General features: G+C 55.2%; 26 protein-coding genes. 23 read left to right on the forward strand and 3 right to left on the reverse strand.

Annotation, left to right across the window (positions count from 1 at the left end; all coding sequences use genetic code 11):
- The first annotated feature begins 96 nt into the window (after positions 1-96).
- The 13 genes from VGJ94_01625 to VGJ94_01685 all read left to right on the forward strand — a co-directional run bounded on the left by VGJ94_01625 (position 97) and on the right by VGJ94_01685 (position 13,602).
- The gene (locus tag VGJ94_01625; GenBank protein HEY3275292.1) at positions 97-3,051 is read left to right on the forward strand and encodes a molybdopterin-dependent oxidoreductase; all 2,955 of its coding nucleotides are present in this window, start codon (positions 97-99) and stop codon (positions 3,049-3,051) included.
- An 18-nt stretch (positions 3,052-3,069) separates the two neighbouring features.
- Positions 3,070-4,404 carry an NrfD/PsrC family molybdoenzyme membrane anchor subunit gene (nrfD, locus tag VGJ94_01630; protein ID HEY3275293.1) on the forward strand — a complete coding sequence of 445 codons (1,335 nt, stop codon included), beginning with the start codon at positions 3,070-3,072 and terminating at the stop codon, positions 4,402-4,404.
- Positions 4,394-4,906, forward strand: a complete 513-nt coding sequence (locus VGJ94_01635; GenBank protein HEY3275294.1) for a quinol:electron acceptor oxidoreductase subunit ActD — start codon at positions 4,394-4,396, stop codon at positions 4,904-4,906. Before nrfD (VGJ94_01630) ends, VGJ94_01635 begins: the two co-directional genes overlap by 11 nt.
- 94 nt (positions 4,907-5,000) lie before the next feature.
- Positions 5,001-6,128, forward strand: coding sequence for an NrfD/PsrC family molybdoenzyme membrane anchor subunit (gene nrfD / locus VGJ94_01640; protein ID HEY3275295.1), 1,128 nt, complete (start codon positions 5,001-5,003; stop codon positions 6,126-6,128).
- The gene (locus VGJ94_01645; protein ID HEY3275296.1) at positions 6,125-6,682 is read left to right on the forward strand and encodes a cytochrome c3 family protein; all 558 of its coding nucleotides are present in this window, start codon (positions 6,125-6,127) and stop codon (positions 6,680-6,682) included. The genes nrfD (VGJ94_01640) and VGJ94_01645 overlap by 4 nt, the downstream gene beginning before the upstream one ends.
- A gap of 48 nt (positions 6,683-6,730) precedes the next feature.
- Entirely contained in the window at positions 6,731-8,104 is a 1,374-nt protein-coding gene (locus VGJ94_01650) for a cbb3-type cytochrome c oxidase subunit I (protein HEY3275297.1), read from the forward strand.
- The gene (locus VGJ94_01655; protein ID HEY3275298.1) at positions 8,101-9,048 is read left to right on the forward strand and encodes a cbb3-type cytochrome c oxidase subunit II; all 948 of its coding nucleotides are present in this window, start codon (positions 8,101-8,103) and stop codon (positions 9,046-9,048) included. The genes VGJ94_01650 and VGJ94_01655 overlap by 4 nt, the downstream gene beginning before the upstream one ends.
- Before the next feature lie 2 nt (positions 9,049-9,050).
- The gene (locus tag VGJ94_01660) at positions 9,051-9,320 is read left to right on the forward strand and encodes a hypothetical protein (GenBank protein ID HEY3275299.1); all 270 of its coding nucleotides are present in this window, start codon (positions 9,051-9,053) and stop codon (positions 9,318-9,320) included.
- Positions 9,320-9,604: a hypothetical protein gene (locus VGJ94_01665; protein ID HEY3275300.1), complete on the forward strand. Its 285-nt coding sequence runs from the start codon at positions 9,320-9,322 to the stop codon at positions 9,602-9,604. The genes VGJ94_01660 and VGJ94_01665 overlap by 1 nt, the downstream gene beginning before the upstream one ends.
- A 27-nt stretch (positions 9,605-9,631) precedes the next feature.
- Entirely contained in the window at positions 9,632-9,946 is a 315-nt protein-coding gene (locus tag VGJ94_01670; GenBank protein ID HEY3275301.1) for a hypothetical protein, read from the forward strand.
- Positions 9,943-10,443 carry a c-type cytochrome gene (locus tag VGJ94_01675; protein ID HEY3275302.1) on the forward strand — a complete coding sequence of 167 codons (501 nt, stop codon included), beginning with the start codon at positions 9,943-9,945 and terminating at the stop codon, positions 10,441-10,443. Before VGJ94_01670 ends, VGJ94_01675 begins: the two co-directional genes overlap by 4 nt.
- A complete protein-coding gene (locus VGJ94_01680; GenBank protein ID HEY3275303.1) occupies positions 10,440-11,135 on the forward strand; it encodes a sulfite exporter TauE/SafE family protein in 696 nt (231 codons plus the stop codon). The genes VGJ94_01675 and VGJ94_01680 overlap by 4 nt, the downstream gene beginning before the upstream one ends.
- Positions 11,128-13,602, forward strand: a complete 2,475-nt coding sequence (locus VGJ94_01685; protein HEY3275304.1) for a heavy metal translocating P-type ATPase — start codon at positions 11,128-11,130, stop codon at positions 13,600-13,602. Before VGJ94_01680 ends, VGJ94_01685 begins: the two co-directional genes overlap by 8 nt.
- Positions 13,603-13,772: 170 nt before the next feature.
- Here the strand turns inward: VGJ94_01685 and VGJ94_01690 are convergent, their stop codons facing one another.
- The 3 genes from VGJ94_01690 to VGJ94_01700 all read right to left on the reverse strand — a co-directional run bounded on the left by VGJ94_01690 (position 13,773) and on the right by VGJ94_01700 (position 17,395).
- The gene (locus tag VGJ94_01690) at positions 13,773-14,039 is read right to left on the reverse strand and encodes a helix-turn-helix domain-containing protein (GenBank protein HEY3275305.1); all 267 of its coding nucleotides are present in this window, start codon (positions 14,037-14,039) and stop codon (positions 13,773-13,775) included.
- A 720-nt stretch (positions 14,040-14,759) separates the two neighbouring features.
- Complete coding sequence (locus tag VGJ94_01695) at positions 14,760-15,611, reverse strand: 2-oxoacid:ferredoxin oxidoreductase subunit beta (GenBank protein ID HEY3275306.1); 852 nt, start codon at positions 15,609-15,611, stop codon at positions 14,760-14,762.
- Positions 15,611-17,395 (reverse strand): 2-oxoacid:acceptor oxidoreductase subunit alpha, encoded by a 1,785-nt coding sequence (locus VGJ94_01700; GenBank protein HEY3275307.1) that lies wholly within the window; start codon positions 17,393-17,395, stop codon positions 15,611-15,613. Before VGJ94_01700 ends, VGJ94_01695 begins: the two co-directional genes overlap by 1 nt.
- Before the next feature lie 136 nt (positions 17,396-17,531).
- Here VGJ94_01700 and VGJ94_01705 point away from each other — a divergent pair, with 136 nt between their 5' ends.
- The 10 genes from VGJ94_01705 (at position 17,532) to VGJ94_01750 (ending at position 26,057) form a co-directional block, all read left to right on the forward strand.
- Positions 17,532-17,900 carry a 6-carboxytetrahydropterin synthase gene (locus VGJ94_01705; GenBank protein ID HEY3275308.1) on the forward strand — a complete coding sequence of 123 codons (369 nt, stop codon included), beginning with the start codon at positions 17,532-17,534 and terminating at the stop codon, positions 17,898-17,900.
- Entirely contained in the window at positions 17,893-18,708 is an 816-nt protein-coding gene (gene folE2, locus VGJ94_01710) for a GTP cyclohydrolase FolE2 (protein HEY3275309.1), read from the forward strand. The genes VGJ94_01705 and folE2 overlap by 8 nt, the downstream gene beginning before the upstream one ends.
- Positions 18,705-19,184, forward strand: coding sequence for a hypothetical protein (locus tag VGJ94_01715; GenBank protein HEY3275310.1), 480 nt, complete (start codon positions 18,705-18,707; stop codon positions 19,182-19,184). Before folE2 ends, VGJ94_01715 begins: the two co-directional genes overlap by 4 nt.
- On the forward strand, positions 19,168-19,431 hold the full coding sequence (locus VGJ94_01720; GenBank protein HEY3275311.1) for a hypothetical protein: 264 nt from the start codon (positions 19,168-19,170) through the stop codon (positions 19,429-19,431). The genes VGJ94_01715 and VGJ94_01720 overlap by 17 nt, the downstream gene beginning before the upstream one ends.
- Positions 19,409-20,125 (forward strand): selenium cofactor biosynthesis protein YqeC, encoded by a 717-nt coding sequence (yqeC, locus tag VGJ94_01725; GenBank protein HEY3275312.1) that lies wholly within the window; start codon positions 19,409-19,411, stop codon positions 20,123-20,125. The genes VGJ94_01720 and yqeC overlap by 23 nt, the downstream gene beginning before the upstream one ends.
- Before the next feature lie 126 nt (positions 20,126-20,251).
- Complete coding sequence (locus tag VGJ94_01730) at positions 20,252-21,082, forward strand: hypothetical protein (GenBank protein ID HEY3275313.1); 831 nt, start codon at positions 20,252-20,254, stop codon at positions 21,080-21,082.
- Between the two features lie 318 nt (positions 21,083-21,400).
- Complete coding sequence (locus VGJ94_01735) at positions 21,401-23,275, forward strand: hypothetical protein (protein ID HEY3275314.1); 1,875 nt, start codon at positions 21,401-21,403, stop codon at positions 23,273-23,275.
- Positions 23,276-23,303: 28 nt separating this feature from the next.
- Positions 23,304-23,654, forward strand: coding sequence for an STAS domain-containing protein (locus VGJ94_01740; GenBank protein ID HEY3275315.1), 351 nt, complete (start codon positions 23,304-23,306; stop codon positions 23,652-23,654).
- A complete protein-coding gene (locus tag VGJ94_01745; protein HEY3275316.1) occupies positions 23,647-24,012 on the forward strand; it encodes a response regulator in 366 nt (121 codons plus the stop codon). The genes VGJ94_01740 and VGJ94_01745 overlap by 8 nt, the downstream gene beginning before the upstream one ends.
- On the forward strand, positions 24,009-26,057 hold the full coding sequence (locus tag VGJ94_01750; GenBank protein HEY3275317.1) for a chemotaxis protein CheA: 2,049 nt from the start codon (positions 24,009-24,011) through the stop codon (positions 26,055-26,057). Before VGJ94_01745 ends, VGJ94_01750 begins: the two co-directional genes overlap by 4 nt.
- Positions 26,058-26,130: the final 73 nt, after the last annotated feature.

A 26,130-nucleotide genomic window follows, 5' to 3' on the forward strand; every position in this document is an offset into this window, starting at 1 on the left:
AACCCGGGCACGGTGGATATGGGATGTCTTGCGCGACCTCGCGTCGGTGATTATTTTTTTTTAACACGCAGCAAAATCTTCAGGAAAGAGTGAAAATTGAAAGTATCCCGCCGTCAGTTCCTAAAAACAGCGGGGCTTACGGGTATCACCGCCATGGTATCCGGGTGCTCCGATGCAAACCGCACACTCATTCCATACGTTGCCGCGCCCGAAGACATCGTACCGGGAGAGGCATCCTGGTATGCCACGACCTGCCGTGAATGCCCGGCAGGCTGCGGTATGGTCGCGAAGAACAGGGACGGCAGGGTTATCAAGGTGGAAGGCAACCCTCTCCATCCCGTAAATAGCGGGAGACTCTGTGCAAGAGGCCAGGCATCGGTTCAGGGCGTCTACAACCCCGACCGCTTCACAGGACCGGCGAGACGACTCTCCGACGGCACCCAGGTCCCGGTGTCGTGGGAGGAAGGGCAGAAAATGGTCCTCGCCGCACTCGCGCCGTCATCGCTTCCCGGACCCCGGGGAGAAATCCTTTTCCTGAGCGATCTCACCACGGGCTCCGAGCTCCGGATGGTCAACCGATTCCTTGCATCCATGGGACCATCGAACCATCTCATGTATGAACCTCTGGCGTACGAGCCCCTGAGACGTGCATCGGCTGAAATCTTCGGCACAGGCGCCATCCCTTCCTATCGGATCGACAAGGCCGATTTCCTTCTCTCCTTTGGAGCCGATTTCCTCGAGACGTGGGTTTCGAATGTGCGCTTCGCCCGTCAGTTCTCCAAATTTCGGGAGCCGGGGGAGCACGGCAAACACCCCTTCTATTACGTCGGTCCGAGAATCAACATTACCGCCGCGAATGCCGACCATTGGATACCTGCCGGACCGGGCAGCCAGTGGGTGGTCGCCTTTGCCGTCGTCCATTCCCTTTTGGAACTGGACTATGCACCGGCTCTGAGCAGAGACGATGCGGCCCGGCTTAAAAATCTCGTGGCCCCCTTTACCCCTGCCTATGTGCAAAAGAAGTCGGGGGTGAAGAAGGAGGTTATCGACTCCATCTGCGCATCATTCATGAAAGCTGAAAGACCCCTCATAATTGCGGAAGGTACGGGATACCAGGACGGACTGGCCCTGGAGACAGCCCGGGCAGCACACCTCCTTTCCAGCCTCGTCGCGGGAAGCGCCGAGACGATCGATTTTTCTCGTGCTCAAGCCCTTTCCGCCACGGCAGCCGCAGGGGAAATAAAAGCCCGGATAGGGGCCATGAGGGAGGGAAAGGTCCGCCTCCTCTTCATTCTCAGGGCAAACCCTTCGTTTCACCTTCCCCGGGATTGGGGATTCGAAGAATCGGTCAAGAAGGTCCCTTTCGTAGTGACCATGGGGAGCTTCCCCGACGAGACAAGCCGATTGGCCCATCTCATTCTGCCCACCCATACCTTTCTCGAGTCCTGGGGCGATTGGGAGCCGGAGCGCGGCATCCGCGGCCTCATTCAGCCCGTGACCGGTCCCGTGTTCGACACGAAGACCCCGGGGGATATCCTCCTTTCCCTGGGAAAAGCTTTCAGGGGAACGACGGCGTTTCCGGAGAAAGATTTTTATGAGGTCCTCCGAAACTCATGGGATTCCAGGGACGGCGAAAAGGAAGGCAATGAGAGGCAGAAGGCCTGGGAGACGGCCCTGCGACAGGGCGGCTCATGGGATGAACACGAAGGACCGGCGAAAAAGCCTGCTTCCCGCCCCTCTTTTACAAATCTTAAACTCCCGATCCCGGGTCCGGATCAGGTCCCGGCAGGGAATGGACTTTCCTTTTTCTCTTATCCCATGGTTCAGTTTTTCGACGGCCGCTCGGCCAACAGGCCCGTACTGCAGGAACTACCCGATCCCATTACGGCAATAACCTGGGGTGGGTGGGTTGAGATCAACCCTCACACGGCAAAGAGGCTCCATATCTCGCAGGGAGAGGTGCTCACCATAAGTTCGGGCGGGACGTCGGTGAGGGCGCCGGCATACCTGTTTCCCGGAATCATGCCCGACGTGCTTGCCATGCCCTTGGGGCACGGCCATACACGGTTCGGCAGATACGCCACGGGAGGGACTCTGAATCCGGCCCTTCTCCTCGGAAACCGTCTCGATAGCGCCGGAGGGATAATAAGACCTTTGCTTTCGGCGGCCGTGGCCCGGTCGGGTGAAAGGGAGGTATTCGCTCATATGGACGGGAGCTCCGACCAGCACGGCAGGGCCATTGCCCGGTCTTTGGATTGGGATCATTATGTTGAAAAGGGGTCGAGCCCGCCTGAGGTCATACTCCCACTCGAGAAAGGATATAAGGGGTCGCGTGATTTATACGCCCCCCACCTCCACGACACGTATCGCTGGGCCATGGCCGTGGACCTCGACCGGTGCATCGGCTGCGGCGCATGTGTTGCAGCCTGCTACATGGAGAACAACGTGGGGATCGTGGGCAGGGACCAGGTGATAAAAGGCCGCATCATGGCCTGGCTTCATATCCAGCGCTATTTCGAGGAAGAAGAGCCCCGCATCCGCTTCCTCCCCATGTTATGCCAGCACTGCGATGAGGCGCCCTGCGAGGCCGTATGCCCGGTCTTTGCGCCGCATCACAGCAGGGAAGGCATAAACAACCAGGTATACAACCGCTGCATCGGCACTCGTTTCTGCAATCAAAACTGTCCTTACAAGGCACGCCGGTTCAACTGGTTCACCTGGAAACGGGAGGCGCCCCTCGAATGGCAATTGAACCCGGATGTGACGGTAAGGACCAAAGGGGTGATGGAAAAATGCTCCTTCTGCATCCAGCGGATTAATGATGCGAGGATAAAGGCCAGATCGGAAGGCAGGCTCATCGCGGACGGGGAATTCGCCCCCGCCTGTGCCCAGACCTGCCCTGCCGATGCGTTGATTTTCGGAAATCTGAAGGATCCTGCAAGCCGGGTGGCAAGGCTTACGGACGCGGGCAGGGCGTATCAGGTCTTGGGAGAGCTGAATACGAAGCCGGGGGTGATCTATCTTCAGAAGATTACCCAATGTCGTATGTAAAGAGCAATCGGGAGCGGAATGGAAGAACTGAGGTTTAGTGACGTAGACCGTGAAGTGCTGAGGACCCTCTCGCCTCCGGGGCGGCTCTGGCTTATTGCGGTGGCCTTCCTTTTTCTCGGCGTCGTCTACGGCTATCTGATTGTCTGGCCCTATCAGATATTGACGGGAATGGGCTCCGCCGGTTACAGGCCCCCTGTAATGTGGGGTGCATATCTCGTCAATTTCGTCTTTTGGGTCGGGATTGCCCATTCCGGCACCCTCATATCGGCCATACTTTTTCTCTTCCGCGCCGAATGGAGGACAAGCATCTCCCGGAGCGCCGAGGCAATGACGATCTTCGCCGTCTTCATCGCCTCCCTCTTCCCCATTATCCATCTCGGAAGACCGTGGGTTTTTTACTGGATCATCCCCTATCCCAACCAGCGGACCCTCTGGCCCGATTTTCAATCTCCCCTCATCTTTGATTTTCTGGCGGTATCCACTTATATGACGGCCAGCTTTCTCTTCTGGTATACGGGCCTCGTACCCGATTTGGCAACCGTAAGAGAAAATGCGGGGGGAATACGAAAAAAGATATACGGCCTTCTTTCCCTGGGCTGGTCCGGGTCACACGGGCAGTGGCGTCACTACGGCATGTCCTATCTCCTCCTCGCCGGTTTGTGCACCCCCCTGGTAATCTCAGTCCACAGCGTGGTCTCGTGGGATTTTGCCCTCGCCATCATACCGGGCTACCACAGCACCATCTTCCCCCCTTATTTCGTCGCGGGGGCAATTCATTCCGGCCTTGCCATGGTACTCACCCTTCTCGTGCCGTTGAGGAAAATTTTGCACTTTGAAAATATCATTACCGTGGAAACATTGGAGAAGATCGCGAAAACTTCCATTCTGATGGCCCTCATCGTAGCCTACGCATATGTGGTCGAGCCCTTCATCGCCTGGTATGGGGGCAATATTTTCGAGAGGCAGACATTCCTCTTCAGGGCCACAGGGTACTACTCGCCCCTCTTTTGGATCATGTGCTTCTGCAATGCAGTGGCGCCCCTGTTCTTTTTCCTAAGAAGAATACGGAGGAACCCCGTGTGGCTCTTTATTATCGCAATTCTCATCAATATCGGCATGTGGCTCGAGCGGTTCGTCATCATCGTGGGCTCTATGGCACGGGATTATATCCCCTACTCCTGGGGAAACTATTGGCCCAATTGGGTAGATTGGTCCATCACCTTCGGCTCTTTCTGTCTCTTTTTCTTTCTTTTTCTGCTCTTTGTCAAATTTCTGCCTTCGATTTCCATGTTCGATGTCAAAGCAGAGGTGAAACCGCCGAATCGTCCCGAGGAGAGCTCTCATGCCGCATAGAGAAGGACTTCTCGTCCTCTTCGTCTATTTGAATGACTTCATTGCGGCCCTTAAAGGACTCAAGGGGGAAAAGTACCGGATAGAAAAGGTATATACCCCTATCAGGCTCCCGGAGGTGGAGGAGATCATGGCAGCAGGTCCGAGCCCGGCAAGGCTCGTCACCCTCCTCGGCGGCATTCTGGGAGGCCTGGCCACCCTCGGGCTCGCAGTCTACTCGCACCTTTCCTTTAATCTCATTACTGGTGGAAAGCCGGTCCTTCCGTGGATACCGTGGGTTATAGTCTTTTTCGAGGGAACGGTCCTCGGAGCGGTCTTCGCCGCCGTAGCCTCATGGATCCTCATGGCCCGCCTGCCCCGCCTTCGTCCGGACCCGGGGTATGATCCGCGATTCTCGGGAGATCGGTTCGGAATCCTGGTGAGCTTCGAATCCGGGGAAGAAGGTAAAATCAAGGTACTTCTCTCCGAAGCGGGAGCCGAGGAGGTGCGCCATCTTACCTGGTAGGCCGGCCGCCCCTTTTGGATTTCCTCTTTCCGTCGGGTCAACCCTCCTTTTCATCGCCTTTATTGTCATTGGAGCGGCCGCGTTCATCGCGGGGGTGTCCGGGTCCGAGCCTCTTCGCGCCTGGCAAGCCTATCTGGTCAATTTTCTTTTCTGGACAGGCCTCTCCTTCGGGGCCATCCTCTTTGTCGCGGTCCTCAACCTCACCGGAGCAAAATGGGGACGCCCGCTGAAGAGGCCGGCAGAGGCCCTTGGCGCGTTCCTCCCCTGCGCGTTCCTTCTTTTTTGGCTCCTCTATTTCGGCAGAGTGGAGCTCTTTCCGTGGATCACGACACCGGCGGAGGGCAAAGAAGCATGGTTGAGCGCCCCCTTTCTTTTCATCCGTAACGGCGCAGGTCTTCTGTTTCTTACTATCATCTCCCTCGCTATGGTGAGATGCTCCCTGAGAGCCGATCTTTTATGGAAAAAAGAACATCACGGGGAAGGGGAGCCGGAAGATGCCAACCTTCCGGACAGTCCTTATTGGAGGAAACAGCAGGTCCTTTCGACGGTCTTCGCAATCGCCTATGCCTTCATAATGAGCTTCGTAGGGTTCGATCTCGTCATGTCCCTCGATCCCCACTGGTATTCCACCCTTTTCGGGGCGTATTTTCTGGTGGCCTCCTTCTATACGGGTCTCGTGGCGCTCTTCCTCCTCACGCTCCTCCTTGCAGGCTCCACCGGCTTCCGCGATTTTCTCCTGCCCCGCCATTTTCACGATATGGGCAAAATGGTCTTCGCCTTCTGTCTCTTTACGGGATATCTCTTCTATGCCCAGTTCTTGACGATATGGTATGGCAACCTCCCTGAAGAGACCCGTTACGTGATCCTCCGGGTGAAGCTGACCCCCTGGGAACCCCTGGCGTGGGTGGTGCTTTTCATGATCTTCCTCGTACCTTTCTTCATTCTTCTCAGCAGGAAAGTGAAAACCATGCGCCTCCCCATGATATTGCTCTCCATTGTGATAATCCTCGGCATGTGGCTCGAAAGGCTCATCCTTGTCGCACCTTCGCTTTGGAAAGGGAAAGCCATCCCCCTTGGAGTCCCGGAAATTCTCATCACTATAGGCTTTTTTGGGGTTATGGCCATCTGTGTCACCCTCTTTCTAAGGAAGGTCCCCCTCATGCCGGTCTCGGATCCCCTTTTCAGACGGTGGCTTACGGAAGAGAAGAGGCTGGAGCCATGATCGGGGAAGAAAGGCAGAATGAAGATGGACGGGCGAAGGGAAAAAAATGGAAGGCACGGGCCTCGTTATGGCTTGGCCTCGCGGGTCTCCTGGTAGCGGCCATGTTCTTCTTCTATTTTTATCCCGCCCTCGACATCGGCCCGGCGCAGCCCATCTCCTTCAGCCACAGGGTTCACGCGGGGGTGAAAAAGATAAACTGCCGCTTCTGCCATCCCAACGTGGAGCGGTCGGCCAACGCGGGGCTCCCGACAATGGAAAAATGTTTTTACTGCCATACCTACGTAATACCGGGACATAGCGAGATCAAGCGGGAGGAGCAATACCTCCGCACCAATTCGCCCGTCCCGTGGAAGCGCATATTCTATATCCCGGATTTCGTATTTTTTACCCACGTGCCTCATCTGAAATGGGCAAAGCTCGACTGCGTAAACTGTCACGGCGATGTGCAAACCTTCGACCGTCTTCGAAAGGTCGATTTTCAGATGAGCTTCTGTATCGAGTGCCACAGGAGAAAAGGCGCACAGCTCGATTGCTGGCTCGCGTGCCATAGGTAATGACTCTATTTACACGCCGGTCGACGGGTCCGGCAAAGGTTGGAGGAGATGGTAAGAACGGTTGAAGAAGGGCATCGCCCGGTGGCGGGATTTTTTCTCTCCTCCCTCGCCTGGTTTTTTGTCGCTGCCCTGGGCGGCCTTATACTCGCTTTTGCCATGGTAGCCCCTGATCTGCCGCTCTACCGGAATGTGCCGTGGCTCATGTTCGGACGAGTCCGGCCCATGCACACAAATATGATGATCTTCGGTTTTGTCGGGTCCGCGCTTCTCGGCGCCATGTACTATATAGTCCCCCGCCTGGTGAGGGCGCCCCTCTTCAGTCCCGAAGCGGGCCGAATCGCGGTGTGGGCGTGGAATATCACCGTCGCTTCGGGCACCGTTCTTCTCGGATTCGGGTACAGTCAAAGCCGCGAATATGCCGAATGGGTTTGGCCCGTAGACATCCTTCTTCTCTTCGTCCTGGCGATCACCTTTTACAACCTGTTGAGAACAGTGGTATCGGGACGGGAAAAACTGCTCTATGTATCTGTCTGGTACGCCTTCGGCGCCCTTGTCTTTACTTTTTTTATTTACTTCTTCGGGAATGCCGTCTGGAACCCTTCCACGGGGGCCATCACCGGCATGGCCGACGGAATCCTCGCGTGGTTTTACGGGCACGGCATAGTGGGACTCTTTCTCACCCCCCTGGCAATAGGCATTTCCTACTATGTAATGCCCATAGTCTGCCGGGGACCGCTATTCAGCCATACCCTCTCACTCGTGGGTTTCTGGACCATACTCATGTTTTACCCCCATATCGGGACCCATCACCTGCTGCAGACCCCGGCCCCTACATGGCTCAAGGTGGTCGCAATCACGGGAAGCATGGGCATGCTCATTCCCGTAGCCACGGTCCTCGTCAATATCTGGCTCAGCATCAAGGGCCGGCTGGGCTATATCCATGACGATCTGGGAGGCAAGTTCGTCTTTGCAGGTCTTGTCTGGTATCTCGTTGTCTGCCTCCAGGGCCCTTTTCAATCCCTCCCTTCGGTCCAGCGGATCACCCACCTCACTAATTGGGTGGTCGCCCATTCCCATATCGCCGTCCTTGGCTTTTCGGGGTTCATAGCCCTGGGGGCCGTCTATTTCCTCCTCCCCAGAATCACAGGGCGACCGCTTTACAGCCGCAAACTGGTAGATATTCAGTACTGGCTTCTTTTGACCGGGCTCACGGGGTTTTTCATCGTTCTCACCATGGCGGGCCTGATCCAGGGAAGCGGGTGGCGCTGGGGGAGAGTGGTATACAATATTCTCCCCGAATTGCACGTCTACTGGATCTATAGATTGGGCTTCGGCGTCATGATCGCCGCGGGAGCAGCCATCGGTCTTTATAATGTCGCAATGAGCCTTCGGCAGGCAAGAGAGGAGGAGCAAGGGCTATGAGGATGACCCTGAGACTCCTCTTATTCGGCGGCCTTATCATCTTCGCCTCCATTCTGTTCATTGCGGTCATTCTTCCATGGCTCACGATCAGTGAAAAACCGTCCGATATATTCCGTCCCCGGACAAAAGCCGAAGACCTCGGGAGAAGCCTCTATGTGGCAAACGGCTGCACCTTCTGCCACACCCAGTTTATAAGGCAGATCGACTGGGATATCGGCGCCGAGCGAATCGCGCGTTCGGGAGATTACGTGGCGGATCAGCCCCATCTCCTCGGAAGCGAGCGGACAGGACCCGACCTCTCCCAGGAAGGAGGAGAACACCCGGACGATTGGCATGTCGCCCATTATACGAACCCTCGGTTCGTGCGGCCTGAATCGGTCATGCCTTCCTTCGCATTCCTGGGAATGGGAAATATCTCGGCCCTTATCGCTTACAAACAGGCTTTGGGTTTCAAAGACGCAGACGCCCGGGTGGAGCGACAACACACCTGGAAGAAAAAGGCAATCGACGCGTACGCGGCAGGCCCGGAAGAGAACGTGCGATGGCTCCACTCGATGGTGCCCGAACCATGGCGAAGGCTCCCCAACCCTTACCCCACGACCCGGGCGAGCCTCAGCCGCGGACATCGCCTCTTTCAAAGCTACTGCATAGGGTGCCACGGACCCGTGGGGGACGGCATGGGCCCGGCCCAACCTTACCTCTATCCGCCGCCCCTCAATTTCACCATCTTGAGGGGCAAGGATATCACGGGCGGCATACTTTATTATCAGATAATGAACGGCATTACAGGAACGGCGATGCCCTATTTTAAGAAAGAGCTTGAATCCGAAAAAATATGGGACGTGGGCGATTACGTGGCGCGCATGTTTGTGGGGCAAAGCGATGCCCACGGAGTGCCCAGAGGCATCGACGCATCCTATATCACGCCTCCGAAGGGAGAATGACCATGGGACTTACGTATATTTTTTGGGTGGCGCTGATCGGGGTAAGTCTCTGGACAAGCATCGGGGTATTCCTGTGGGCCCATCGGAACGGCCAGTTCCGGGACCAGGAGCGTGCCCGCTATCTTCCTCTGCGGGGAGAGGCAGGTCCTCTACACGCCCAGGGCCGGGGTTCGAGCCGTGAAGCGCTGGTGACGGCGGCTATTCTCTTCATGGGCGTGGGATCCATTATCACCGCGACGATTATCGCCTTCATGACCTTGGGGGTGCGTTGATGAGACTCTTTACCCTTCTTGACTACCATCATCTCGTGCTTGCCTTTTTCTTGGGCGCTCTCTCCGTGCTGGTGCTCTACCTCGCATTCCGGAGAGGGGCGTTGAAAATACGGGAACATAAACACGGCGCCCTCGGACAGGCTGAAGGGCTCGAGGAATTTCCCGATGGATTTAAGATCGAATATAATCCCGTGCCCCTTGTCCTTATATTTCTCTACATGGGATTTATCGTCTGGTTTGTCTTTTACGTGATTTTCTTCGGGTTTTTGGGGGGTCCGTTCTAAGAGCGCGGTCAGGGAGAGACTGATTTAATGGATTTGACGAAGGAGAAAGAAATGATCCCGGAAAAACCGGGGAGCGCCGAATTAAGGCGGCCGATGTGGAAGGGCTGGGCCCTGGTCTGCGGCCTCGCCCTGGCGTTTTTCCTCTATGGCTTATTCATGTTCTTTACGGTCGGCGACAAGGGTCCCCCCGATTGGGATTTTCATGCGATTGAGGATTTGCCGGGAAAATCGGTATATTCGACCTACCCGGAGCCGGGCGCGGGTCCATCCATTCCGGACCCCCAGCATGTGTCGGAAAAACCGGCCCTCGCGACCGGCCCCACGGGAGGGAAGGGAAAATGAGAAGAAGGGAGTCTATTTTGAGCTTGAAAGCGGCCTGCCTCCTGGTTGCCCTCCTTACCCTCGGCTCCTGTGACTACGGCAGGATGAGGGATCAGGATTCGGTGAGGACCTATGAGCGCAAGATACCGGCCATGGATGCACGGACCATGCCTCGCGGGGATAGCTTTTTCGTCCTCTCCCGTTCCGATCCGAAGGAGCTGAAAAGTCCGTTGACCCCATCTCCGGAAGCGGTCGAGCGAGGACGGGTCACCTATGCCTATTTTTGTGCCCAGTGCCATGGGCCCAAACTGGACGGCAGGGGTACTGTGGGCCAGAGCTTTACCCCCCTGCCTACGGATCTTTCTTCCAAAGAAATCGATTCCCGCGGAGACGGCGAGCTCTACGCCCGCATTCGGCTCGGGTTCAGGCGGCACCCCGCCCTTTTTTCCACTGTTCCGGCTGAGGATGCGTGGGCGGTGGTCATCTATATAAGATCTCTCCATAAGGGCGGCTCATGAACATGGATTTCATTTGGGCGTTTATTACCGGCCTGACGGGAAGCCTCCACTGTCTCGGTATGTGCGGCCCCTTGATGATCGCCTATTCATTACAATTGCGCGGGATAGACCAGGGTTCGGGCGTTGCATCAGTGATGCCTGGGATCACCCATCACCTCACCTATCACCTCGGCCGCATCGTCACTTACGGGATTCTCGGGGCTCTCGGAGCCGGTTTTTTGGGTCTCGGCATAGCGGGCGGATCGCTTGCGACTGCCCGCAATATGGCGGCATTCGTTGCGGGTCTGGTCATGATAATTTGTGGAGTCATACTTCTCAAAGTCTTTCGCCTGCCTTTCACTTTCCCCGCCTCTCCCATGCCCCGGGGTTCCGTCGTCTCCCGTTTTATGGGCGCTCACCTCACGTCCGCCCATCGCCGGCCCGGGTGGGTGCTCGGACTTGCGGCGGGATTGTTGCCATGCATGCTTTCGTGGGCCATGGTCGTGAAGGCCGCCAGCACCCAAAACCCTATCCAGGGGTTCCTGATTATGGTCTGCTTTGGAGCAGGAACAATTCCCGCGCTCCTCCTCGTCGGATTTTCCGCATCTTTCTTTTCTCTGCGTATGCGTCTTTTGGGGGAGCGGGCGGCCGCTCTTTCAATTATCGCCATGGGGCTCGTGCTCACATGGAAAGGAATGGCCCCTTTTGTCTGATCCTACCTCGGCAGTCTCTGTTGATTATGGCGGTATGCCTTCCCCTGCGGAAACATGTTACCTGTGCGGCCTGCCTCCGGGCCCCCTGTCATCCATGCACATTATCGATGACTCCCGCCGCTGTTTCTGCTGCCCCGGATGCTTTCAGGTCTTTCTCATCCTCGCGGCATCTCAGGGAGAAGGTGCCACTGATTTCCGAGATACCGTCCTCTTTCGCGCCTGTGTAAAGGCAGGCATCATTCCGGGAGGAAATTCTTCTCCGGCTGCCGGAGTTGCTTTACCACCGGATCAGGAGGCACCGGCCCTCGAACTTACCTTCCGCGCCGAGGGGATGTGGTGCCCCTCCTGCAGCTGGCTGATTGAAGAGGTGCTTAAAAAAACGGCGGGGGTCATGGAGCCGGGGGCATCCTTTTTTACCGATACGGTTCGCCTCAGATATCTGCCCCATATCATATCCCCGGAGGAGGTCAAGTCCCGGATAAGAGACCTCGGCTACCGGGTACCTCCCGTCGATGCAGGGGGGAAAGGCGATGAGATCAAGCAGGACCTTCTTATCCGTCTTGGCATATCGGCGATACTCACCATGAATGTGATGATGCTCTCCGCAGCCCTCTACTCCGGTTTTATAAGAGACCTTACGCCGGCCGTAAAGGCCTTTTTTTCCTATCCCGCTCTCCTAATGTCCGTCCCGGTAATCTTCTACGGCGGCATGCCCACTCTCAAAAGGGCGTGGTCGGCTCTTCGGTTCGCAGCTTTTTCTATGGATAGCCTGATCGCCCTCGGCGCCCTCTCCGCCTTCGGTTATAGCCTTGTTCAGCTATTCCGGGGCAGCTTGCACCTCTATTTCGATACGGCTTGCATGCTCGTGACCGTGCTTCTCCTGGGGAGATATATGGAGCTCCATGCCCGGGAACGGGTCTTTGTGCCAATCGCATCAAATCTCGAAGAGCTCATTCCCACGAAGGTAAGGCTGACGGACGGGTTGCGTGAAACGTGGACGGCCACGGGGGCAGTACGCACCGGAGACCGTTTCCTGGTGAAAGGGGGGGAGCGCCTCGCCCTTGACGGACGAGTCCGCCTCGGCTATGCTTTCCTCGATCAGTCCGTAATCACGGGTGAGCCTGCCCCCGTCCGGGTCGCACAGGGTGACGAGGTATTTGCAGGAGCTCTGGTAACGGACGGAGAGCTGGAAATAACTACATCGGGGACTACAGAGGAAAGCTCCCTCGCTCGAATATCCCGGCTCATGCGTAATGCCCTCGAGGGAAAAGACAAATCGGAGCGCCGCGCCGATTCCATAGGCCGCCTTTTCGTCCCGGGAATAATATGTCTGGCACTGTCGACAGGGATTCTTCTCGCTTTTCTCGGCTTTTCCCTTGACGAGATCATCCTCCGGTGCCTCACCGTTCTGGTGATCTCCTGTCCGTGCGCTATCGGCATTGCAGCGCCCCTTGCAAAGGTGGCGGTCATAGGTCTCGGACGGCGCAAAGGGGTACTTATAAAAAATCCCGAAGCCCTTGAGCGCACCCTCTCCCTCGATACGATGGTCTTTGATAAAACGGGCACCCTGACAGAAGGCCGTTTAACCCTTCTTCATGTGGTCTCCATCACGGAGGGCGAGGAGGAAATATTCGCCATGATCGCTCCCCTGGAGGCAAAATCGGCCCATTTCCTGGGGCGGGAGATACTCCTACGCTCGGAGAAGCTCGGTCTTTCTTTCAATGGGGCCGTCGGAGCGGATGAGAAACCCGGCCTCGGGGTGACAGGATCGGTCGGCGGCCGGAAGGCTTTCGCGGGAAACAGGGAACTGGCCTCCCTTTGCGAAGCCCCTCCCTCCGGACACCTGGAAAAGAGGGCGCAGGAATGGGAAAAAGCCTCCATGACCGTTGTCTTCTTCGGGTGGGATGGCAAGACGGAGGGGTTCTTCGTATTCGGTGACGCCCTAAGAAAGGAAGCGAGGGAAGTCATCGACTCGTTCGCTCAAAAAGGCATAAGATCGATCCTTCTTTCCGGCGACAGCGACGAGACCGTGGGAGCAGTCGCCCGAAACCTCGGTATCACGGATTACAGCGGCAGAAAGACGCCGTCCGAAAAAGCTGAAATCATCGAGGAGCTCAGACATAGGGGCCATAAGGTGGGTATGGCCGGAGACGGGCTCAATGACGCGGTCGCCCTTGCCGCCGCGGACGTCGGTTTCTCCGTCGGTGCAAGGAGCGATATCCTCAAGAACGCGTCAGACCTGATCATTCCCGGTTCCGATCTTAGGGCAATAGTTAGATCCTTCGGCCTCGGCTCACGATACAGGCGCACTGTCAGGTTGAATCTCATTTTTGCCTTTATCTATAACGTGACCGTCATACCGATCGCCGCGGCCGGGTTTTTGAACCCTATGGTCGCAGTGGGGGCAATGTTTCTGAGCAGTCTCACCGTCACGGGAAATGCACTAAGGGTATCAAGAAAGGGATGATGCCGGGCGAACCGATGATTCCAATAAAGGACCACCATTGCCGTCTGTTCATGGAAGAGAAAATTACGAAATGGTAAAAGTATAGAAGTGCCCCTTGGGCTCCGTCTCAAAAAAGAGGACCGACCCCTGTTCACTACTGCCTGGGCGGGCGTTCTCCCTATTGGAGATCCTTACGGCAGGTGCTCGAATCCCGGTCGCGGCACTGAAAGAGGAGGCTTTTCGAATCCATCGGGACCGTAGTGATTGTACTGCCGTACCCACTGATGGACGGCCCCGGTTGTGGTGCCTACATATTCGGCCACGATTTTTGCCGGAAGCCCTTTGCTCGCGAGATAGACGCAGTGCCAGCACTGAAAGTGCTCGTGATCCTTCGCTGCCTTCATACGCCGCTTCAGTTCGTTTTCGCTCAAATGCTTCGCCAATTCGATCGACTGCATGATTCTCACCATCCTTTTTATTGAGACGGTTAAAGGGTCATCCCCGCAGCTGCGGGAAAAACCCCTTACAAGAAATTCTTACGCAAATAGGTTCCGTTGTCAAGGATTAATAAGAGATTGTTTACATGTACACGCCCCGCTTCCTGGGGGCTGAAAAACAAAGATTGAGAGATTGTGAGCCGGTTTGGCGGAAGGCATGTGTCCGACTGTCAGGTTGAAGAATCGGGACCTCGCCTCCGGCCTAAAAGGTTGAATAGCAAAAGTATCATGGATAGAGACAGGAGAAGCATTTCACGGAAGCTCTTTTCCGCCGATCTAATGAGACCGTCTTTTCTTTTTCCCCGAATCTTCTCTTCCGACGACGATACCCTTTGATTCTCCTCTGATGCCCCGACCGGAACCCATGGACATTTCATGGCTTCCTACCCCCTTCAAGAGAAGCTTGCTTTTTTCTTTCGCAGCTTCTTTACGTTCTTATTATCGGCAAAATAGGCCAAAAATTAAGATTAAGTCATGGATTTCCCGTTCCGAATATGCCCTTCGCAAGATCGGTATTTAACGCCACCGGGAGACGATTGGCTCCAAAAAAAAACAACCCTTGCAGCCGGGAAATTCCGGTTTCTGCAAGAGCCGTCAAGCCGGTAATTACCGTCTGGTCGGATGGCTTTTATGTTATTTGTATGATTGAAATACGATAAAATCACAAGTACCCGTTTCATATTAGAAAAATTCTTCCATTAACTCCTTCAAAACGGGCGGGGCCGAAACCTGCTTCACGAGTGGCATGGCTTCTATAGCCGGGACCCTGTCTTCATAGCAAGGCCGCTCCGACTTGTAGAGCACACCCAGGGGTATGCGTTCGCCGTATTCAAGGGCACGCTCAAATGCCTTTATGCGGTTATGGGAATCATATTCCGGCTCGAGGTAATAACACCGCTCTTTATACCAGTCATAGGTATTGACCTTATTGAAGGTGACGCAGGGCTGAAGGATATCCACCAGAGAAAAACCCTGATGGTTCACCGCTTTCTTTATCAGCTCCTTGAGATGGTCCCCGTCTCCCGCGTATCCCCTCGCTACAAAGCTGCAGTCCAGGGCAGTCGCGTAGGCCACAGGGTTAAACGACTCGGAGATGAGTCCCATGGGCTGAATTTTCGAGACCGTCCCCTCCATGCTCGTGGGAGAGGGCTGCCCCTTGGTGAGCCCGTAGATCTGGTTATCGTGGACAAAGAGCTTCACATTTATATTCCTTCTGATCGCGTGGGTCAGGTGGTTTCCCCCTTCTCCGTAACAGTCTCCGTCCCCCGCGAAGGCAAAGACGGGCATTCGGTGATTGGCGAGCCTCAGGCCCGTGGCAACCGGCAGCGAACGTCCGTGGAGGCCGTTAAAGGTATTGCACCTTACATAGTGGGGAAACTTGCCTGATTGACCGATACCGGAGACGATGGTGAACTGGTGTGGTTCGAGCTCCAATTCCACCATGGCCTGTTTGAAAGACTTCAGAATGCCGAAATTACCGCATCCCGGGCACCATGCAGAGGTACGACCTTCAAAATCTTCGAATTTTGCCATTAATTCTCTCCCCTCTTCGTGCCTTTCCCGGCATCCATTACATTTTTCAATTCCGCGAGGAGGCTCTCCACGGTAAAAGGCCTGCCATCATAACGGTTTATCCTGTCACGGAATAGAAATCCCGTCTCCCTCCTCATAAGCGATGCAAATTGGCCCGTGGCATTGTTCTCCACGCAGACGGCCCGTGTCGCTTTCTCCAGGAGAGTCAGGTAGTCTAATTTTTTCACCGAAGGGAAGGGATATATCTCGCTGAAATGGAGGAGGGCTATTTTATGGGACCCTGCGAGGATGTCTACCGCCTCTTTCATCACTCCGTAAGTGGAGCCCCAGCCGACTATCACCGTTTCGGCCTCTCCCTCTCCATACATGAGGGGCGGCGAAATCTCTTCCGCTAAAAGAGGCAGTTTTCTGAAGAGTCTCTTCTCTACCATCCTGACCCTGGTAAGGGCGTCTTCCACGAGATGACCTTCCTCGTCGTGCTCGTCGCTGTCCGTGACCACAAGGTGTGTCCCGTCTCCCGGCGTGCCTTGGGGCGTGACCCCCGATTCCGTGTAGGCGTGCCTTTTGTATTCTCCGAGGCCCTGAAATGCTTCCCCCCTTACCCTGTAATCGTTGAAGACGATCCTGTCCTGATCGAAGGAATCATAGGTCCAGGCGCTGTCGGCGAGGTATTGGTCGGTGAGAATAAAGGCGGGTATCTGGTATTTCTCTGCCATGTCAAAGGCCTTGTTCGTAAGATATAGACACTGCTCGGGACTTCCAGGGGCGAAAATTACCCGTGGAAACTCCCCATGGCCCGCATGGAGCGCGAAAAGGAGATCGGCCTGCTCCGTTCTGGTGGGAAGTCCCGTCGCGGGCGCCGGCCTTTGGGCGAGGGCGATCACTACCGGGGTCTCGGTCATGGCAGCAAGGGAGAGACCCTCCACCATGAGGGCAAATCCGCCCCCCGAGCTTCCCGTCATGGCCCGTACTCCTCCAAACGAGGCGCCCAGGGCCATATTGATCGCCCCGATCTCGTCCTCAGCCTGTTCCACCACGATTGAGTGGCTGAGCTCCTTGCCGGCCATGTAATTGAGTATTCCCGTGGCGGGGGTCATGGGGTAAGCCGTATAAAATTTGCAGCCCGAAACTACTGCCCCCACACCGATTGCATCGTTGCCCGAGATAAGTATTTTTCCGGGTCCTCCGGGCGCAGCGATAAAGGCGCATTTCAAACACTCCCTTACAGCATATTCATGTCCCGCGCGGGCGGAATCCATATTTGCGGTCACCGTTGCCTCGCCTTTCTTAGCAAGGGTCTGTCTGATGATCGCGAAGAGGAGCTGCAGGTCAATTCCGAGCATGCCCAGCACCGCCCCGGTTGCCACAATATTGGCCATGATCCTGTTCTTGCCGTGCTCTAATGCGAGATCGACGAATGGAATGCTGAGGAATTGTGCGCCCTCATGGGATTCCTTGGTAGCCCGCCCGTCATATATAGCCATACCCCCGGGAGCAAGCTCGGCCGCATGAACCGGTATACTCGCCCTGTCCATGGCAACCAGTATATCGATAGGCGCTCTCGAAGCACAAACCGGCGCATCGGAAAGCCGCATCTGGAAAAAGTTATGGCCCCCTCTGACCCGGGATTCATATTCCTGGTGAGTAAATACGTGATACCCGGCCCTTGAGAACAACTGGGCCAGCACGGAGCCCATGGTATCGATGCCCTGCCCCCCTTCTCCACCCAATTTTATTGAATAATCCAGAAAAACCCCCTTATGCGGCGAGATTAGTGTATTAATAAAAGATAAGGCTCGGGACGCCGGGTTTCAAGACTCCCGCCTGACGGATAAAGGCGGCCCATACCCGTCCGTTCCCGAATCCTTGTATTTCCGATAATCTATTGACTTGACTATCCAACCAATATAGATTATCAATGTGTTTACCCTCTGCGTCAAAGATGCATTCGCGGCAGCCCACAGGATCGAAGATTATCATGGGAAATGTGAGGAGCTGCATGGACATAACTTCCAGGTAGACGCCCTGTTTACAGGAAAAGAGCCGGGGCCGGACGGAATGGTCATCGATTTCAAGATCCTCAAGGGTTTCCTGAAGGAGATCCTCGATATCCTCGATCACAAATATCTCAATGAATTACCTTTTTTCAAAGAAAGGGCCAGTTCCTCCGAGTATATCGCGATGTTCATCTTCGGCGAGCTCCGCATACGGACCGAAGGGAGCGGTGTCACCGTCAAAGAGGTGAGGGTCTGGGAATCTGATAAGGCGTGCGCGGCATATTATGAGTAAGAAAATACGGGCCGAGATGGTGGATGTGCAGAATATGCACGATCCCAGAAATATTGAGATCGACAAGGTTGGGGTGAAGGGGGTAAAGTACCCCATAGTGGTCCTCGATAAAGCGAATGGATTTCAACACACCGTCGCCACCATCGATATGTACGTCAACCTTCCCCACAATTACAAAGGCACCCACATGAGCCGCTTCGTGGAGATCCTTCACGAGAACCAGAGCATGATCAACATGAAGAACCTTCCGAGCATCTTGAGGCAGATGAAAGAGAGGCTCAATGCCGAGTCGACCCACCTTGAGGTGCGGTTCCCCTATTTTTTGAAGAAGGAAGCGCCTGTAAGCAAGACCCAGAGTTACATGGAATACCGGTGCGGCTTTTTCGGGTCCATGGACGATTCCGGCACGATGACTGAATTCACCGTGACCGTGCTGGTCCCCATCAATACGCTTTGTCCATGCTCCAAAGAGATCAGCGAGCATGGGGCCCATAATCAGAGAGGGGTCGCGAAGGTGGACGTGAGGTTCAGGCGGTTTTTCTGGATAGAGGACCTTATCTCGACCATAGAGGACTGTGCCAGCAGCGGGATATATTCCATCCTGAAACGGGAGGATGAGAAATTCGTCACGGAGCAGGCTTTCGATAATCCTAAATTCGTCGAAGACGTGGTCCGTGACATTGCCAAAGCGCTTTCAAAAGATCAGAACATTACCTGGTTTGCCATTGAAGCGGAGAACTTCGAAAGCATCCACAACCACAGTGCCTATGCATATCTTGAGAGAAAAAAAGAAGGAGGAGACCTATGAAAAAATATGTGCTGATCTGCGTTGCCCTGCTTTTTGCCTTATCCGTCGTTTCGGGATGCTCGAGTTTCGGAACCTGGAGTAACGGCAAGGAAGAGAAGTCAAAGACGGACCTTCCAAACCAGGCATTTTATGGCTTTCCCGATATCCCGGTCCCCACCGAGCTTACCTACTCTCAGAATAAAAGCTTCATCTACGAGACCCAGACCATGAAAGTGGGGGTTCTCGTGCTTACGGGCAATGTAGACCTTCCGTCCCTCGAGGATTACTTCAAGGTGAACATGGTGAAAAACGGTTGGCGGTTCGTGAACAGCTTCAAGTTCAAAGGCGACATCGCTTCCAATTATGTGAAAGACGATAAGACCGCCAATATCAAGATGTCGAGAGAATCCTTTTCCTCCGAAGTCCAAATATGGGTCGGACCGGCCACCTCTTTAGACAAAGGGAGCCCGCAGAGAGGGAATGGACCCGCGCGTTGATCCGGAAAAATGGGTGAGAATCCATACGATCGAGAGCGTCTTCGAGATGGACATGATCAGGGACGCTCTCGATAAAGAAGGTATCGAGTATTCGATCAAGGAATACAAAGACACCGCCTACGACGGCCTTTTCATCCTCCAGAAAGGCTATGCAAGTTTGTCCGTGGAACGAAAAAATGAGGAAATTGCGAAGAAGGTCGTGACGCGGATAAGGTCCCTTCCCTATGTGGCATTTTCAAAAGATTGACCCCCTTCTGCTTCTTGCGGGCCGCAAATACATTTCGGTGGTGGGAGGGGGCGGCAAATCAACGATAATCGAATTTCTGGCCGGCAGGCAGGCCATGGCCGGAAAAAGCGTTGCCCTCACGACCACCACCAGGATTTACGCGAAAGAGCCTTTCATCCTTTTCTCCGATTTCGAATCATTCTCAAGGGGCCCGGCCACCCGCGTGGGGAAGACTCACGAGGATGGGAAGCTTACCGGACTCGCCTTTGAAGAAGTAAGGTCTTTGGGGGAATCGGCGGATACGGTACTTATCGAGGCGGACGGAGCAAAGCACTTTCCCCTCAAATTCCCTGCTCCCCATGAACCGGTTGTCCCGCCCTTCTCCGACCGGATCTTTGTGGTGGGAGGCCTCGACGCCCTCCACTGCACGGTCGAAAAGGCGGTATTCCGATGGAAGCTCCTGCCCGACCCGGGAGAAATCGCCGGGGATACCGTTATCTCTGAAGAGATCTTCCTGAGCTTTTTTTCGGAGCGCGCCATGCTCAAGGACGTGGAAAGGAGAAAATGCACGATTATACTCAATAAATATGATCTGCTGAGAGATAGGGGCGAGGCGTTCCACCTCGCAAAAGCGCTTCTTGACCGTAAAAAATGCGCCGAGGTGGTCGTTTCAAGCGCTGCATTGGGATTTTTTTATAAGCTGGCGCACGCATGAGGGGCTCTTTCTCTTCATTTTATCCTGAGATCGCCGATAATATGGCGGAGACCGGGGGAACTCTCTCGGGGAGGGAACGTCTCCGGTCTGTTTCAGAATTTTTATTATGACTCGGAGGTTCGTTGCATGCGTCGCAATATAATTTTCATCATTTCACTCGCATCGATCATTACCATGCTTTTTTCCGCCATCTCGGCTTCCGCGCGTCCCGTGGCAGGAGCAAGCCCCTCGTCCCTGTCCCTCGAGCAGCACCAGGGAAGGTACTTCAGGTGGACGAGCCCTCCGGGTTGGCGCGTGAGTGAGACCAATGCCGGCCTTACCCTCACCTCTCCCGATGGTAGGTACTGCGCTTCGCTGGCCTCCCTCCTTCGTTCCCGGGGAACCACCACCCCCGACGCATTTCTGAAATGGATATTCAGCCACGTTCCAAGTTACCGGAACGCACGAGTCATGAACATGCGGAACTTGCCGAGCCAAAGGATGGGTTATCAGGTGTGGCATTTTATAGAGGCGAAAGTCTCCTTTACGGATAACGGTCTTCCTGTTACAGGTATCTATAAAGTGGGAGTGGCAAACTACGCGGGAATGAACGATGCCATGATCGTGGGTTATCGGGCGGCAAATCCCGATTTTGCGGGCGCCCAATCGTTCCTGCCCCAGATTTCGAGAAGCATCGTTCTCACGAATGGAGCGGAAGCACACGGCAATAATTCCATTATACGGCCGAGAAACAACCCTCTCGATAACTCGGGCCTTATCCAATCCGGAAAAAACCGGGACCGGGTACGGGAGCATGCGAGCGAAGGATGGCGCGAGGGCATGATGGGCACAGAGCCTACCGTAGACCCCAAAACCGGAAAACAGCGCAATACTCCTCTCGGAGATTATAATGCTGCCCGGGGCGGATACGTGAACCCGGACCGACCCAATGAGCTGCTGGCGCCGAACCATAAATAAGACTAATTCCGCGGGAAGAGTCGCAGCCGTCCTTTCCGCAATTTTTCCAAAGCCGCCTGTTTCACCGAATTTTGTTCTTCCTGCCCCCTATTATACCCCGCCGCCCATGTCTTGTATCAAAAGGTAAACAAAGATCATTTAATTAAAACCTTATGCCGCCGATAATACATTTGAAGCGGGTAATATAGCCATATTACGAAGGGTCGCAGTCTCCGGGCGGGCGCCCCCCGCAAGCTCAGGCCCTTTTATGCCCGAGAACCGTATATTCTGCGGGTGGAGAAAATAAGCCCGAGTGACGGGTACGTAAGGATGAAACAGATGGTCCATGAAACACCTGATCCTTCAGCACATTTTTTCTCCCTTTCGGGACCGGCTAGTCCTTCATGGTCGGCTCAGCTCCAGGGGGTATCGAGCTCTCTGCACCGCCTTATCACGGGAACAGAGGACGAGTTCCTGACAATCGGAAGAAGCATGACGGATTTCTACAGCCGCGCCCGGGAAATCACCCAGATGCTTTCATCTCTTCTGGGGGTCATGTCCGGAAATGAAATCACCCATACCATGGATGGCTTGCGCGAAATGCTCGGCTCCATCGGGACCGGCCTCGGCGGCACGGAAGATGAGTTCACCCACGGCGTCAGGACGCTCGAAGAAACGGTAAAGATAGTCGACACGGTGCGGACGCCTTTGGCGAGTTTCAAGAAAATAGTGAAGATACTGAAGATACTGAGTATTTCAATAAAAATCGAGAGCGGGCAGCTCGGTCAGGAGCAAGCCGGTTTTTTTACCCTCGCCGACGACGTGGAGAAACTTTCCGCACTCATTGAGAAGAAAACGGCGAATATCGCATCAAAGGCCGCGGTACTCAACAGCATGATCCGGCAGAACATGGCAAATATCTCCACTCTCGAGACGAGGCAGAAGGTCGAAATTCATCGTATTCTGGACAGCATCGGGGCGAGCCTCAATGCCCTCGCAGAAAAAAACGAGTCATCCCGAAAAGGCACGGATCTCATCGCAAAAGAATCGGAAGACATCTCCCGGCACATTGGCGATGTCGTCTCTGCCATGCAGTATCACGATATTACAAGACAGACGATAGAGCACGTGAAGGAAGCGCTCGACGGTCTGATAGAGAAACTTAATGCCCAGTATCCCGGCGGCGCCGCGGAAATGAAGGGAGATGACTCGGATTCGGTCAGAGTCATATTCGAAACGGGTAAGATATGCGAGCTTCAAAAAGCACACCTCGATGATTCGAAAAAGCAGATTATGGGGGCAACTGCCCGCATCAACGATAACCTGCTCAGCATTAAAGATAACATAATGGAGCTTTCGCAAAAAACGGGGCATTTGGCGGGCACGACGGATGAATCCTCGTCGTCTTATCTCGCGAAAATAGAAAACGGGATAGCCCCTGCAATATCATCACTGCAAGCGAGCGCCAATGCCCGGTCGGACCTTTCGGCAGCCATGGACAGCTTTCTTGCGACCACCGCCGATATATCGGGGTCGGTAGACGACATTGAGGAGATAAGCGCTGAAATAGAGCTTATCGCCCTCAATGCGCGGATCAAGACAGCCCATACAGGGGAGAAAGGCGCCCCTCTGGGCGTGATCGCGGAAGCCATACAAAAATTATCATTCGATGCGAATACACAGAAAGGGGCTATCTCGGAAACCCTCGGTAGGGTGATGGAGATCGCGGGAGACCTGCAGTCTCACACCCACGGCGGAATCGACAGCCGCTCTCTCGAGACGGATAAGATGATCGACGACCTCGGCCTCTTTGTCGCTACCTTGAGGAGCGCAAACAGCCGCATCGCTTCACTCTTGATCGGCATAGGCACCTCCGGCCGGCAGCTTGCCGCCGATATCGAGACGACGGTCCTTGGGGTGACCGTGCAGAACGTCTTTGCAGAAGTCATCGATAAGGCCGTCATAACCCTCCAGTCTATCTCAGCCGAATCGAAACAGATGGTGTGCCACTCGGATTGGGAGGGTATGGCCGATTACCTGAAGCATCTGGAGGCGAACTACACAATGCAGAGCGAGAGGACTATCCATGACTCGGTCCTGGGAAGCGGCCGGAAAAGCACACCGGCATCGCTCCAAGCCGACACTTTGGGCCGGGATATGCACCCGACGCCTGAAATAAATGAGGAATTCGGAGATAATGTGGAGCTTTTCTAAACCATCGTTATAGAAAGAGGAGAGAAATATGATTGAGATCAAAGTGGAGAAATCCGGTGACGGCGCGACTGTGGTCATCGGCGGCGAGGCTACCATAATCCATGGCGAGGAAATGAAAAAGGCGCTCACCGGCACAATTGGCGAGTGTGCCACTATTACGGTTCATACCGGGGGCATACTGGAAACGGACCTCTCCTGTCTTCAGCTCCTCTGTTCGGCCCACCGGATGGCGCGTCGCATGAACAAGGAACTCATCTTCCAACGGCCCCCTTCCGTCATTCTGGAGCAGACAGCCGGGAACCTCGGTTATTCACGCCGCTCCGGGTGCGGCCTTGCCGGGGATGATCACTGTCTCTTCACCGGAGGCCCACATGAGTAAGCGGATCATGACCGTAGACGACTCGGCGAGTGTCCGCCAGATGGTGAGCTTCACCTTGAAGGACGCAGGCTATGACGTGGTGGAGGCGGTGGACGGCAAGGACGCCTTAGGCAAGATCGACGGGGCTGCCGTCAACATGGTCATCACCGACCTCAATATGCCGAACCTCGACGGCATTGGCCTTATCAGAGAGCTAAGGGGCCAACCCCAGTTCAAGTTCATCCCCATTATCATGCTCACTACGGAGTCGCAGGATTCAAAAAAACAGGAAGGCAGGAGCGCGGGCGCCACGGGGTGGATCGTCAAGCCCTTTAAGGCGGACCAGCTCTTAGCGGTCGTAAGGAAGGTGCTGGGATGAGTACCCCTGTCGAAACATTCAGAGTAGAAGCATACGAGAGACTTCAGGAGCTCGAATCCTCCCTATTGGAACTGGAAGAAGCTCCGGAGAACGAAGAGCTCATCGGCCAGATATTCCGGGCCCTCCATACGATAAAGGGCTCGGGCGCCATGTTCGGCTTCGATGATATCGCCTCCTTCACCCACGAGGTGGAGACGGTCTTCGACATGGTCCGTAACGGCAAAATCGCGGTAGAGAAGGAGCTCATCGACCTTACCTTAAAGGCGGGAGACCTGATCCACGCCATGCTCGACGGCAAGGAGCCTCCCGAGAGAGACGCCCTTACCGCCTCCTTTCAGCACTACCTTCCGGGGGCAAAGGAAGAAAAGGCCTCCGGGAAGCCCCGGGAGATTGAAGAAGAACTCAAGACCTACCGTATCCGGTTCCGCCCAGAGCCGGATATTTTTGCTTCGGGTACCAACCCCATACCCCTCCTCAACGAGCTCCGTCAATTAGGAGACGCCACCGTGATAGCGCAGCTCGACGCCATACCCTCCCTCGAGGATATGAACCCCGAGCTGTGCTATACATACTGGGACATCGTCCTCACCACCGATAAGGGGGTCAATGCCATAAAGGACGTCTTCATCTTCGTCGAAGACTTAGCGGAGATCACGATCGATACCGTGGAAGAGGATAAGCTCCTGGGCGAGATTATGCTCGAAAGGGGAGACGTAAAGAAAGAAGACCTCGAGCGAGTGCTCAAGGATAAGAAGCCCATAGGAGAGCTGTTAGTCGACGCAGGGCTCGTAACCAAGGATAAGGTCGTCTCGGCCTTAGCCGAGCAGAGCCGGATCAAGGAGGCGAAGGAGAAGGTCAGGAAAGAGGATGCTGCTTCCAGCATCAGGGTGGCCGCCGACAAGCTCGACAAGCTCGTCAACCTCGTAGGGGAGCTCGTGACCGTTCAGGCGAGGCTCACCCAGAAGAGCTCCACGGAGAAGGATCCGGAGCTCACCCTCATCGCCGAGGAAGTGGAGCGGCTGACCGAAGAATTACGGGACACCACGATGAGTATCAGGATGCTCCCTATAGGGACCACCTTCAGTAAGTTCAAACGTTTAGTCAGGGACCTCTCATCCGAGCTAGGAAAAGAGATCGATCTCACCACCGAAGGGGGAGAGACGGAGCTCGATAAGACGGTCATCGAAAAGTTAAACGATCCCCTCGTCCACATCATCAGGAATTCCGTCGATCACGGGGTGGAATCTCCCGACATACGAGAGGCGGCAGGCAAGCCCCGGCAGGGGATGGTCCACCTCTCAGCGAAGCATTCGGGGGCCTACGTGCTTGTGGAGATCACCGACGACGGGGCAGGCCTCAACCGGGAGCGGATCAGGGCCAAGGCGGTGGAGCGGGGGCTCCTTACCCCCGAGCAGGAGATCTCCGACAAGGACCTCTTCGGCCTCATCTTTGCCGCGGGCTTCTCTACCGCCGCCAATGTGACCAACGTCTCCGGCAGGGGCGTGGGCATGGACGTGGTGAAAAAGACCATCGACTCCCTGCGGGGCTCCATTGAAGTCCAAAGTGAAGAAGGGGTGGGCACCACCATCAGCTTAAAGCTCCCCCTCACCTTAGCCATCATCGAGGGGCTCCTCGTGGAGATCGGGACGAACCACTTCGTCCTTCCCCTATCCGCGGTGGAGGAGTGCGTGGAGCTGACCCGGGAAGATGTGAAAAGGACCCACGGCAGGCATATGGCCAATGTACGGGGGAGCCTCATCCCCTACATGAGGCTCAGAGAAGAGTTCAATATCAAAGGAGAGGAGCCCGAGCTCGAGCAGATCGTCATTACCGAGATCGACAGAACGAGGATGGGCTTTGTGGTAGACCACGTGATCGGCCAGCACCAGACGGTGATAAAGACCCTGGGCAGGGCCTACCGCGATGTAGAGGGTATCTCAGGGGCCACGATCCTGGGCGACGGCACCGTGGCGCTCATCGTGGATGTGGCGAGGCTCCGGAAAATGGCGGAAGAAAAACCTTTAAGGGCAGTCGCTAGTCGATAGTAGGATGGTATATAGTCGTTAGTGAAGCAAAGATATGCCTTTGGGGCAATAATGAAAAGGAAGAGACAACCCT

This window comes from Syntrophorhabdaceae bacterium (genome assembly GCA_036504895.1).
Classification (GTDB): domain Bacteria; phylum Desulfobacterota; class Syntrophorhabdia; order Syntrophorhabdales; family Syntrophorhabdaceae; genus PNOM01.